Genomic DNA, 12,026 nt, shown 5'->3' with positions numbered 1-12,026 from the left:
AAAACCGGCTCGCGGCCGGTTTTTAGTTCCTGAATGGGTGATTACCTGAATTTCCACCATTTTTTCTGGGATTTCGAATAGCCGTACCCGTATTTCCCCCCATACCCCAGGTTTGTCTGTTTCACGTCGTTGACAATAAAGGCCAGGTTGGATATTTTCCCCTCTTCCTTCAGTTTGGCCGGGAAGTCCAGGGTATCCCGGGCCGTAACCCCTGCGCGGGCCACATATACCATCAGATCGGCCTTGTCGCTGAACAGCAGGGTGTCGGTAACCACCAGGATCGGCGCGGTATCCACCACCACGTAGTCGTATTCCCGGCTCATTTCGTCCAAGAGTTCCTTCATCCGCTCGTTCATCAGCAATTCGGCCGGGTTGGGCGGGATCCGGCCCGAAAAGATCACGTCGATGGCGTGCTGGTCTACCAACATGCTGTTGATAATGTCCTGGGGGCGGTATTTGTCGTCGTAGAGGTATTCGGTGAGGCCCGCATCCTTGTTGCGCCCCTGTTTCCCCATGTTGTCCACGTTGTTGTTCAGAAAATAGGTATACAGCTTCGGATTCCGGATGTCCGCGCCGATGAGCAACACGCGTTTGCGGTTGCCTGACAGCACCAGCGACAGGTTTGTGGAAAAGAAGGTCTTCCCTTCCCCGGGCGTCCCGGAGGTCACAAAGATCAGGTTGTTCTTCCCCCCTCCCCGGCGCGCCTTGAGCAGGTAGTCCAGGTTCGTGCGGATGATGCGAAGCGATTCGGCCAGGATGGACCGGTCGTCCTTAATGATAAACTTGTTGTCCTTTTTGCCCAGCCGGGGCAGTTCCCCCAATACCGGGGCATCGTGGATGATTTGTTCCAGGTTGTGCCGGCTGTGGATCTTGTTGTCCAGCAGGTCCCGGGCGTAAATCACCGAAAACGGGACGAGCAGGCCAAATATGATGGATACCAGGTATACGAGTTTCCTCCTCGGTGATACAGGCGTATCCGAAACATGGTAGGCACTGTCTATTATCTGGGATTTCGGGGCGGTGGATGCCACCGCAATCTGCGCCTCCTCTCGCTTCTGCAACAAGTACAGGTAGAGCGACTCCGTGGTCTGCTGCTGGCGGGTGATGTCGCGCAAATCCCGCTCATTCCGGGGCGCCGAATAAATCTTTGAATTGATTATGGCCTGCTGGTTGGTCAGCGTACTGACCTGCATTCCCAGGTTATTCACCTTGCTGTTCAAACTGGATTGCATGCTCTGCTTCAACCCGTCGAGTTCCTGGTCCAGGTTCTGGATAATCGGGGATTTCTCGGTAGAACTTTTCATCAACCGCCGCCGTTCTGCCACTAGCTGGTTATACCGGGCCGTGGTACTGGCAATGGTCGGGTCGTCCAGACCAATGTTCGTGGGCATGATCTCGTACCCGTCCTGCTGTTGCACCAGGTCCTGCATGGAGGCTGCAATTTCCAGCTGGGTTTGGGAACTCGCCAGTTGCTGGCGGTTGCTGGCGCCAAAATTCAGGTTGATGTTCGCCTCGGACTGGATATCCGTAAGTCCCCGCTCGGTCTTCAGTTCTTCTGCAGATTCGTCCACATTGGTTAAGTTGGAGGAAATCGCGGCAATCCGGTCGTTGATGAACTGGGAGGTCTTGTCCGCTACGGCCTTTTTGTCGGCTATAGCATTTTCGTTGTAGATCCGGATCAGCGTATTGAGAAAATCCCGTGCCCTGTTGGGGATCGGATCTTCCAGGGAGAGGGTGACGATATTGGAAAACTCCTCGGCAATGGCCACTCGGACACGTGCCTGGTAATTTTCGGCTACTTTGGTCACCGGGGTAATGCTAACCATAAGCTTGCGATCCCTGTAGGCTTCCGCGTTTTCAAAATTCGGGGTAATAACCAAATCCCCCAGGGGGGTCTCGATGGTTTTCCCAAAGGCGTATAACTGGGCCGGCCCATCTTCTTCCCGCGAAAATCGAAAAGACGTGTCCGAGATACCAGTTACAAAAAAAGAATATGCGGAACGATTGATTACCGAATCGGCCGACAGGAAGTTCAGGTTTAAGGGCGGATGGTCGTACAACTCCGTATTCCGGATATTCCCCAGGGAAATAATCCGGGAATTCAGGCCCAGCTCCCGGACCACCTGGATGATATTGCTCCGGGAATTGAATACTTCCACCTCGTCCTCCACCATCGTGTTCCCCCCGGATAACATCCCGATATCCGAGAAAAGGTCCAGCCCTCCGGCGGAACTCTGGTCCTCGATGATCTTGATCTTGGCCCGTGCCTCGTATTTTGGAACGGCGTAGCGCAAATACACAACGGCTATACTAATAGCTACTGCTAGCGATAACAGGAACCACTTCCAGTGCCGCAGGTAGGTACTTAATATTTCTCTGATTTCCGTAGAATCGGCCATAGGTAAACTGATAATTTGGGGTGGTTTGCGTCTAAGATCGCGTGATCAGGATTACTGTGGATGTAATCAGGGTCGAAATAATAGAGACAATAATCCCCGCCCGGTTGTCCAGGCCGGAGGTCTTTATAGCCGAGTTGTTCGGCTCCACGTAAACCACATCGTTCTGGGTGAGGTAATAGACCGGGGAATTAAAGGCATCTTTTTTTGTCAGGTCGATACGGGTATACACCTTGGTACCGTCAAAGTCCCGGATGACCAGCACATTTTCCCGCTTGCCCTTGATCCCCATATCGCCGGCCAGGCCCAGGGCCTCCAGGATGGTGATTTTCTCCCCGAGAACCGGGTAGGTACCGGGGCGGTTTACCTGCCCCAATACGGTTACCGTAAAGTTGTTCAGGCGGATGTTGATGATGGGGTCCCGGATGTATTCAGACAAGCGCTCCCGCAACAAGGTCCGCGTTTCTTCCGGGGAAAGGCCCGCTATTTTGATTTTGCCAATTACAGGAAAATCAATCATCCCGAATTCATCGATCAGATAGTCTACCTGTTCGGCGCGGATTCCGCCTTCGGAAGGTCCGCGGAACAAGTTGAAGGGCGCGCTGGCCTCGGGGTTCAAAGAGGACACGTGGATGGACACCAGGTCGTCTTCCTTGAATTTGGTCACCGCGTTGTTCTCTTCGAGCAGGGTTTCATAGGAACCCGTGTCCTGGAAATAGACGACATTTCTTCGGGAGGCGCAGGAGCTGATCAGCAGGGCGCCGGCAAGGAGAAGGAAAACTCTCCGGAATACTTGTTTGTTCATTATTTGGACGGATTATGTTTTGAAGGGAGCAGGTCCTCCAGAATGGAAAGCCGCTCCGATTTGAGCTGGTCCTCCCGAGATTCGATGGGCTCCTCCGGGTGGGACCGGTCGAATTTACAAAACTCCGAATTATTGGACACATACTCGGGCACGATGTTTTTCATCAGCTTTACCGTATCCCCGCTGAAGAACATATTGGAGATACAGAGTTCGTCGATGAGGGAACGCACTTTTGCGTAGTCCAGTTCGCGCACCTTGCTGATCATGATCTTCCGGTTATAGGTAGGGAGCGTATTCTCCCCGTTTGCCAGAAGCTCCTCATAGAGCTTTTCCCCGGGTCGGAGCCCGGTGATCTTGATGTCGATATCCTCCGGATAGCGGAGGCCGGAGAGGCGGATCATGTTTTTGGCCAGGTCGAATATCTTAACCGATTCGCCCATGTCGAAGATGAAAATTTCCCCCCCTTCGCCCATGGCGCCAGCCTCGAGGACCAGTTGGGAGGCCTCCGGGATGGTCATAAAGTACCGGGTAATATCCTTGTGGGTCACCGTGAGCGGGCCGCCTTTCTCAATCTGCTTCTTAAAGAGCGGGATAACCGATCCGTTAGACCCCAATACGTTGCCAAAACGGGTGGTGATGTATTTGGTTCCCCCTTCCTGCTGAATGCAGCTGATATACATCTCGGCAATCCGCTTGGAGGCACCCATCACGTTGGTGGGGTTCACCGCCTTGTCGGTGGAGATAAAGACGAATTTATCGGTTTTATGTTGCTGGGCCAGGTCGGCTATCACCTTGGTCCCTGCAATATTGATCTTGATGGCCTCATAGGGGTTGTACTCCATCAGCGGCACGTGTTTGTAGGCTGCCGCGTGGAAGACGATGTCCGGCTTGTATTCCTGGAAGATGGAATTTGCCCGGTTCTTGTCCCGCACGTCCGCCACGATCGGGATAAAGTTGTGGAAGCCGTTTTGCTTGAGCTCCTGCTGCAGGTCGTAGAGGGCGGATTCCGCCTGGTCAAGGACAATCAGCGTCTTGTAGTCATAGTTGCAGATCTGCCGGACGATTTCGCTCCCGATGGAACCGGCGCCCCCGGTTACCAGGATGCTCTTGCCGTTCAGGTCCTTGGAAATCTTTGCGTTCTTGATGCTGATGGGCGCCCTGTCGAGCAGGTCCTCAATCTGGATCTGTTTGATCTGTGAGGCCTTCAGTTCCCCGTTGATCCAGTCTTCGACCGGGGGGACGATTTTCACCTGCACGGAGTACTCCACCAGGCTTTCCACCAGTTTCCTGAGTTTTTTCTGGTCGATGTTCTGGATGGCGAAAATAATCTCGGAGACATTCTTCTTCTCGAGGAAATCCCGGTTCAGGATTTCCGGCCCGTAGACGCGGACGCCGTTTATTTGTTTCCCGGATTTTTGCCGGTCGTCGTCGATGTATCCGAGGACCCGGACGTTGCTCCGGGATATGGAATTCAGGGCGTTATAGGTGAGGATTCCCGATTCGCCAGCCCCGTAAATAAAAACGTTTTTGGTAAAATTGATGCCCCGGTTGATCAGGTTGGTATAGAATACCTTGAAAACGTAACGCGAAGCCGTCAGGCCGATAAAGGCCAGCAAGCTGTGGATGATGATAATGGAAAGCGGGATGGTAAACCCGTCCATCAGCAGCATCTGCCGGTTGGTCAGCACCAAAACGATCGAGAGGATGCTCGAAAGGCAGATGGCATTGAAGATATTGTAAACGTCCCGGACGCCTGTGTGCCGTACCACCCCCTTGTAGGAGCCCGTGATCAGGAAAGCCACCATCGAGATAAATGCGATAACGGGCAATTGCAGGAACAATTTTTCCACGTCGAAGTTCAGGGTGAGGTTGAATCGTATCAGGTAGGAAAAGACGAATGCAACGGACACCGTGACGAGGTCTATTGCCAGTACAAGCCACTTGGAGGCGTAACGGGAAACAGAATTTGTCAGGTAATTTTGAATCATGGCAGGGTGTTGTAGATTATTTCGACAGTCCGCTCCAGGTCGGACTTCGTAAGATTGGATCCGCTTGGCAGGCACAGGCCTCGCTCAAACAAGTCTTCCGAGGTACCGTCGGCAAAGGAGGTACATTCAGAGAAAACCGGCTGGAGGTGCATGGGCTTCCACAGCGGGCGGGATTCGATATTTTCGGCTTCCAGGGCCAGGCGAATGGCCTCGCGCGTCCCGAAATCCGGGGTCAGCACCGCGGTCAGCCAACGATTGCTGAAGGCGCCCTCTGGCTCTTCCAGGAAGGTAAACGCCCCGGTACCCGAAAGCGATTCCCGATAAAATTCATAATTGGCCCGGCGGGCGGCTACCCGCTCGTCCAGGACCTCCATTTGTCCGCGGCCAATGCCGGCAAGGACATTGCTCATCCGGTAGTTGTATCCCACGCTGGAGTGTTGGTAGTGCGGTGCCTGGTCCCGGGCCTGGGTGGCCAGGAAAACCGCGCGCTGCTTAACGGCCGGGTCGGCGGTCAGGAGCGCGCCTCCCCCGGAGGTCGTGATAATTTTATTGCCGTTGAATGAAAATATACCGATGCTTCCAAGGCTGCCGCAGGGCCTGCCGTTGTACCGGCTGCCCAGGGCCTCTGCACTGTCTTCCACCACGGGGATGCCGTACCGCTCGGAGAGCGCCATGACGGCGTCCGAATCGTAAGGCATGCCGTAGAGGTGCACGGCTACTATAGCTTTGGGTTTGGCTCCTGCCCTCATCCGGTCCAGGATGGCGGCTTCCAGCAGGTCCGGGGAAATATTCCAGGTGTTGGGTTCGCTGTCGACAAAAACAGGGGTGGCTCCCAGATAGGTAATCGGGTTGGCCGAGGCAGAGAAGGTAAAACTCTGGCAGATCACTTCATCGCCGGCCCCCACGCCCAGCAAGTCCAGGGCCAGGTGGATGGCGGCCGTTCCGGAACTCAGGCAGGCCACCTGCAGACCGGAACCCACATAGGCCTCAAGGTCGGCTTCAAAACCCGTCACATTGGGCCCCAGGGGGGCAATCCAATTGGTTTCAAACGCCTCCTGCACATACTTCTGCTCGGCTCCCCCCATGTGCGGGGAAGATAACCAAATACGTTCTTGTACAGCTGTTTTCAAAAGGGTGTTTATCGCTTGGGTTGTCCGTATGCTTTCGACTCGTAAAAGTACAATCTCGAATCCGGTTTGCACGCTCAATCAGAAGAAAAACCAATTGCATTACGTGAGGTCCCGGATTCAAAGGCTAATTTACGGTTTAAAGCCGTTCCCAGCGAAATCGGGGCCAATAATTCGCTGAAGGCCCAAAAAATTCGGACAACTCCGCTTTTTGGCCGGCATGCACCGGAAACACGGGGGGCACAACTGCTGTACGGTGCAGGTAATCCGCGGAATGACGCATTTCGGCTAAAATAAATTTTGGACGAGAATATTTGCTATTTACCAGATAATTTACTTTGTACTACTTTTAGCACAATAATTTTAACCCCACACACTACACTTATGAAAAAGCCCTCTTATCTCATCCTGCTTCTGCTTGCGCTGGCTGTGAGCTGCAGCAAAAACGAAAGTTCAGATGTCGACAACCCGGACAGCGGGAATCCGGACCCGGATCCCGTTGAGCGCGTGGTATACGACCTGACAAGCGTCAACGATTCCGGGGTAACCGGAACCGCCACCCTCATCCGCAACGACGACGGCACCTCCACAATTTACATCGAATTGGAAAATGCCTCCACGGGCATCCACCCGGCAGCCGTCCACGAAAATAGTATTGAAATGGGAGGCCCTGTTGCCATTACCCTGAATGAATGTGAGTGCGCCATAAGCGAGACCGTCATCACAGAACTGGACAACGGCACGTCTATTTCTTTTGATGAGCTGAACGCCTTTGACGGGCATATCAACATCTATCAGAGCGAGACAAACATGGACAATGTGATTGCCCACGCCAATATCGGTTCGAATGCATTCTAATCGAATCGACAGATAAATAATAAATACTCCGGCCTGGCCCGGGGTATTTTTTTTAACCAGCCTCATCGGGCATAACCCGTACAATCATCCGGGCTGGTTTGCGTTGTATAATTTTGAAGGCGGGGACATCCCCCGACAAAAACCTGTTTTATGAAGATTCTCGTTACCGGGGCAGCCGGATTTATTGGATTTTTCGCAACCCGGCTGCTGGCGGAAAAGGGACATCATGTGGTGGGCCTGGATAACATCAACGATTACTACGACCCGGAACTGAAATTCGGCCGGCTGCGGGAACTGGGGATCGACCGGGGATCTGCGGAAACCTTCGGACAGGAAACGGAGAGCTCCACCCTGACAAATGTGGCGTTTGTTCGGCTGAACCTGGAAGACCGGGAGGAACTGCGGGCCCTGTTCGAGCGACACTCTTTCGACGCGGTATGCCACCTGGCCGCCCAGGCCGGGGTACGCTACAGCCTGGAAAACCCCGAAGCCTACATCGACAGCAACATCGTGGGGTTCCTCAATATCCTGGAGAATTGCCGGCACTGCGGCATCGGCCACCTGGTCTATGCCAGCAGCTCCAGTGTTTACGGGCAAAATGAAAAAATCCCATTTGGAACCACGGACCGGGTAGACCAACCGATCAGCCTGTATGCGGCTACCAAAAAGAGCAATGAGCTCATGGCCCATACGTACAGCCACCTGTACGGTTTTGCCACCACAGGCTTGCGGTTCTTTACGGTGTATGGTCCCTGGGGACGGCCGGACATGGCGCTTTTCCTGTTTACCCGGGCCATCCTGGAAGGCCGGCCCATACAGGTTTTCAACAATGGCGAGCAGGAACGGGATTTCACCTATATCGACGACATAGCCGAAGGGGTGGTCCGCGTGCTGGAGGACGACCTCAGTGGTCGCCGGGATCACCGGGAAAAATACAAGCTATACAACATCGGGAACGGCAGCCCGGTAAAACTCATGGATTTCATTGAAGCCATTGAAAAACACACGGGGAAAACGGCTATCAGGGAAATGCTTCCGGCCCAGCCCGGCGACGTTACCCGGACCTGGGCGGACACAGGTGGCCTGCAAAAAGATTACGGGTATAGGGCCGGATCGGATTTAGACGACGGGATTGGTAAGTTTGTCGATTGGTATGTCAATTATTACTCGTGAATGTGTTTAAAAGTTCACAATTATTGTTTTTGGACGATTTAAATAGGGGCATGACCTAGTAAATTGAATATTTGCAGACTGTAAAAGTTTTCTTTGCTGTATGAAAAGACTTCGGATCCTATTTATCATTGTCGTAGGAATCTTCCTTTATTCCATAGCCTTGTCCTCTTTTGTCAGAAACCTCTACCTGGCACCCGACACCAATGCACAATGGGGAATAGCCGGGGACGCGGTGAAATTTATGGCCAATTTACCCTCCCAGGTAAAGCAGGCTTTTGAAGCCCCGGGGTTTTATGTCGGCAACAGCACTGCCAAAGATGGCCTGACGCTGGTTTCCCAGGTCAGCGATACTGTGGATTACCCGAATCTGCTCGTCTCTTATAAGACCAAACCGTTTGGGCAGGAGTTTGAACTGCTGGAAGTGCCTTCAGGCGCATCCATCCGGAAATGGGCCCCGGACAATGCGGAACTCTTCGAGAGGGCGTTTAACGAGGCGGATCCGAGAAAACCCCCAAAAGGCAGCGACTTGCATTTTATGCATGCACTGATGCTGAAGGACAGTTCCCTGATTATGAATTCGCAGATAACCAGTCTGCTTACTCGAATCGGCAAGGACAATTCAATTATGTGGATCAGCAACGACAGGAATTACCACCATACCTCGGAGCTCGGTCCGGACGGGACGGTCTGGGTTTGCAGCCGCCCTTTCCAGGCTACACAACTCCCCTTCCTGCCGGATACGGAAGAGGCGCGTTCCGCCTTTATGGACGATGCCCTTACCCGGATTGACCCGGATACGGGGGAAATCCTTTTCGAGAAATCCGTTTCCCAAATATTGATCGAAAACGGGTATGGAGGCTTAATAGTCCAAAAAGGGCAGATCATCAGCGACCCGATCCACCTGAATGATATTCAACCCGCCTACAGCACTACCGAATACTGGAACCGGGGCGACCTGCTGGTCTCCTGCCGGAATATCAGTACGGTCTTCCTTTACAGGCCCTCCGAGGATAAAATCCTGTGGATACAGCAAGGCCCCTGGCAGAACCAGCACGACGCGGACTTTGTGGACGGCCAATCGATCAGTATTTTTGGCAATGACATCCTTCGGGAAGAAAGCACGATTGATCCGAAAATCACAACGAAGAATTTATTCTTCCCCCCTTCCGGCGGGACGAATGAAATTTATCTTTATAACTTTGAAAATGATTCCGTTACCACCCCCTATTCAAAACTCATGGAGGCCGAAGGGATCAATACTACCACCTCGGGCCGGAGTGAAATTTTGGCCAACGGGGATATCTTTGTTGAAGACACCAACAACGGGAGGATCATCATAGGAGATTCGGCCCGTTCAAAAATGGAATACGTCAAACGAATCGACGACGAACATATTTCCAGTTTATTCTGGAGCAGAATGATAAAAAACTAAATAAGTAACACCATGTATTTATATTTAGGACCAGGTCTTGGCGGGGGCATACTCGCCGTTATCAGTGGAATCTTCTTAACCATCTTTGCATTTCTGGTAGCCGTTTTCTGGATACCCATTAAGCGGTTCTTCGGGATGTTTAAAGGCAAGACCAAAGAATAGGCATTGGAATACGCAATTATCGCAGGGACCACCCTGCTGAGTTGTTTGCTTTTCGAGCGCATCCATATTATTGGCGTGACCAATAAATTGATTGCCTCCTACCGGCAGCAATTCTCCCTGATGCAGAACAAGGACCTCGGGGACGAGGAGAAACAACAATTGCTGCTGGCCCAGGTAAAACTGCAGTTGGGGCAGCTGTTGAAGCTCATTCTCCTGCTGGTTGTCTTTGTATCCCCTTTTATCGTATATACGCTTGCTGCGCCTTATACGGAACTGTTCAGCGCGTCGACATTGTATCGTTGGGAGGGCATCCTGGCAACCTTTGTGGGAGTGGGCCTCTATTTTATCCTAAAACGCATGTATGTCAAGCTATTCGGCCAGCGAAAAGGCGCTGCATAAATTTTACCTGTCCAATTATTTTATTTCCCGCTCCTCCCTCGAGGTGGAGCAAATCCTGTTTGGAAATAAAATAAAAGACCTGCAGGTTGAAGCCTATGTCTTTATTTCCGGCTTGGCCCGCTCCGGGACCACGGCCCTGATGCGGACGCTTTTTGCAACCGGCGAATACGCCTCCCTGCAATATTCCAACATGCCGATCCTCCTGAGTCCGAACCTCTGGAAAAAGAAACTGAAACTCGAGTCCCGGGAGCGTGCCCATGGGGACGGGATCAAAATCGACGGCAATTCCCCGGAGGAGTTTGACGAATATTTTTGGAAGGCTTTCCTGAAGGATTCCTATATCTCCGACGCACTGGAGGTCCACGAGGTCCCGGGGGACATCCTGGAAAAATACCAGGAATACGTAAAACTCATCTGCCATTCCAAGGGCAAAAAAAAATACATCTCCAAAAACAACAACAACATCCTCCGTTTGGATTCCCTCCTGGAATTACCCAACAGCAGGGTCATTGTTCTGTTTCGGGACCCCTTATCCCATGCGGCTTCCCTCTTGAAACTACATAAGTCCTTCAGTGAAAGCCAGGGGGAAGATCCCTTTGAACTGGATTATTTTAATTACCTGGGGCACCACGAATTTGGCCTGGGGCACAAGCCGTTTTTGCTCCGGGAGGCTTTTATGGAGGAGGCCGCAGCCTACCCGAAGGATACGCTGGACTACTGGGTCTTTAGCTGGATCAATTACTACGAGTACCTGTTATCCCATTTGAAGGAATCCATCCATTTGATTGCCTTTGAGGACCTGACCACAAAACCCGGAGAGGTCTATGGCCGCCTCGAAAATTTGCTGGAACCGGAAACCGGGATACCTGTGCCCAACCGACATACCCCGAGTACGTATTCCGGATTGTCCTGCAGCCCGGAGCTGAAAAAGCGTGCAACCGGGATTTACGACCAATTGAAATCGAAAGACCTCCTTTCCTGAAATGATAGAGGCGCGGAGCTTTATGCTTAATTAAACTTTGAGTAATGGACGGAAAAATATTTTGTATCGGTTTAAATAAAACGGGCACCACATCCCTGCATTTGGCGCTGGAGAAACTGGGGTTTAAGAGCGTTCATTATGAAGATGACAAAGGCAACAATATCAAGGAGATCATTCAACATAATTTCGAGAATGGAAAAAATATTCTCGAGGGGTTGGAGGAATACGACGCCTTCACGGATTGGGATAACAGCTCCAATACCGTGGGCATCTTCAAGGAATTCGACAGGCAATATCCGAATAGCAAGTTTATCCTCAACACCCGAGATCTGGAAAGCTGGTTGGACAGCCGGGAAAGGCACGTCCTAAAGAACCAGCAAACCGTAAGGGATATACCCGACTCGGGCCTCACCTGGCTGGAGGTGGACCGGGAAGGCTGGACCCGGCACTTTGAGGAACATCATCGCGAGGCCATGGAACATTTTAAAGGCCGGCCTGATGACTTGCTGGTCATTGATGTCGTCAATGGCGATGGCTGGGAAAAGTTGTGTCCATTCCTGGGGGTACCCATACCAGGTACGCCTTTTCCCAAAAGGAATGTCAGCCCGCAGAACAAACCGCCCCTGAAAAGGTTTTTGCTGAAAATTTTCCGTCAACTCCCCAGGCCCCTCAAACGGAGGATTGCAAAAGCGCTGCTCGACTAA

Annotated in this window: 10 protein-coding genes; 6 read left to right on the top strand and 4 right to left on the bottom strand. The window is 52.3% G+C overall.

Annotated elements, in window-relative coordinates:
• Window positions 1–41: 41 nt before the first annotated feature.
• The 4 genes from AC3DKS_RS01140 to AC3DKS_RS01125 are packed head-to-tail and all read right to left on the bottom strand — an operon-like array spanning window position 42 to window position 6,274.
• Window positions 42–2,399, bottom strand: coding sequence for a GumC family protein (locus AC3DKS_RS01140; protein WP_272607177.1), 2,358 nt, complete (start codon window positions 2,397–2,399; stop codon window positions 42–44).
• Window positions 2,400–2,430: 31 nt separating this feature from the next.
• Window positions 2,431–3,201, bottom strand: coding sequence for a polysaccharide biosynthesis/export family protein (locus tag AC3DKS_RS01135; RefSeq protein ID WP_272607176.1), 771 nt, complete (start codon window positions 3,199–3,201; stop codon window positions 2,431–2,433).
• A complete protein-coding gene (locus AC3DKS_RS01130) occupies window positions 3,201–5,189 on the bottom strand; it encodes a polysaccharide biosynthesis protein (protein ID WP_272607175.1) in 1,989 nt (662 codons plus the stop codon). Before AC3DKS_RS01130 ends, AC3DKS_RS01135 begins: the two co-directional genes overlap by 1 nt.
• Complete coding sequence (locus tag AC3DKS_RS01125) at window positions 5,186–6,274, bottom strand: DegT/DnrJ/EryC1/StrS family aminotransferase (RefSeq protein WP_474731524.1); 1,089 nt, start codon at window positions 6,272–6,274, stop codon at window positions 5,186–5,188. The genes AC3DKS_RS01130 and AC3DKS_RS01125 overlap by 4 nt, the downstream gene beginning before the upstream one ends.
• Window positions 6,275–6,700: 426 nt before the next feature.
• Here AC3DKS_RS01125 and AC3DKS_RS01120 point away from each other — a divergent pair, with 426 nt between their 5' ends.
• The 6 genes from AC3DKS_RS01120 (at window position 6,701) to AC3DKS_RS01095 (ending at window position 12,026) form a co-directional block, all read left to right on the top strand.
• Window positions 6,701–7,174 carry a hypothetical protein gene (locus tag AC3DKS_RS01120; RefSeq protein ID WP_015754655.1) on the top strand — a complete coding sequence of 158 codons (474 nt, stop codon included), beginning with the start codon at window positions 6,701–6,703 and terminating at the stop codon, window positions 7,172–7,174.
• Between the two features lie 150 nt (window positions 7,175–7,324).
• Window positions 7,325–8,347, top strand: a complete 1,023-nt coding sequence (locus AC3DKS_RS01115; RefSeq protein WP_272607174.1) for an NAD-dependent epimerase — start codon at window positions 7,325–7,327, stop codon at window positions 8,345–8,347.
• Between the two features lie 100 nt (window positions 8,348–8,447).
• A complete protein-coding gene (locus tag AC3DKS_RS01110; protein ID WP_015754653.1) occupies window positions 8,448–9,779 on the top strand; it encodes an arylsulfotransferase family protein in 1,332 nt (443 codons plus the stop codon).
• 165 nt (window positions 9,780–9,944) lie between these two features.
• Entirely contained in the window at window positions 9,945–10,340 is a 396-nt protein-coding gene (locus AC3DKS_RS01105; protein WP_015754651.1) for a hypothetical protein, read from the top strand.
• Window positions 10,303–11,322, top strand: coding sequence for a sulfotransferase (locus tag AC3DKS_RS01100; RefSeq protein WP_015754650.1), 1,020 nt, complete (start codon window positions 10,303–10,305; stop codon window positions 11,320–11,322). The genes AC3DKS_RS01105 and AC3DKS_RS01100 overlap by 38 nt, the downstream gene beginning before the upstream one ends.
• A 44-nt stretch (window positions 11,323–11,366) precedes the next feature.
• Window positions 11,367–12,026, top strand: coding sequence for a sulfotransferase family protein (locus tag AC3DKS_RS01095; RefSeq protein WP_015754649.1), 660 nt, complete (start codon window positions 11,367–11,369; stop codon window positions 12,024–12,026).

The sequence above is a fragment of the Robiginitalea sp. genome, assembly GCF_982776155.1.
This window is presented reverse-complemented; position numbering and strand designations above follow the sequence as displayed.

Coding starts and splice junctions, on each gene's coding strand:
- AC3DKS_RS01140 (WP_272607177.1), bottom strand. CDS start 2,399: ATGGCCGATTCTACGGAAATCAGAGAAATATTAAGTACCTACCTGCGG.
- AC3DKS_RS01135 (WP_272607176.1), bottom strand. CDS start 3,201: ATGAACAAACAAGTATTCCGGAGAGTTTTCCTTCTCCTTGCCGGCGCC.
- AC3DKS_RS01130 (WP_272607175.1), bottom strand. CDS start 5,189: ATGATTCAAAATTACCTGACAAATTCTGTTTCCCGTTACGCCTCCAAG.
- AC3DKS_RS01125 (WP_474731524.1), bottom strand. CDS start 6,274: ATGGGGGGAGCCGAGCAGAAGTATGTGCAGGAGGCGTTTGAAACCAAT.
- AC3DKS_RS01120 (WP_015754655.1), top strand. CDS start 6,701: ATGAAAAAGCCCTCTTATCTCATCCTGCTTCTGCTTGCGCTGGCTGTG.
- AC3DKS_RS01115 (WP_272607174.1), top strand. CDS start 7,325: ATGAAGATTCTCGTTACCGGGGCAGCCGGATTTATTGGATTTTTCGCA.
- AC3DKS_RS01110 (WP_015754653.1), top strand. CDS start 8,448: ATGAAAAGACTTCGGATCCTATTTATCATTGTCGTAGGAATCTTCCTT.
- AC3DKS_RS01100 (WP_015754650.1), top strand. CDS start 10,303: ATGTCAAGCTATTCGGCCAGCGAAAAGGCGCTGCATAAATTTTACCTG.
- AC3DKS_RS01095 (WP_015754649.1), top strand. CDS start 11,367: ATGGACGGAAAAATATTTTGTATCGGTTTAAATAAAACGGGCACCACA.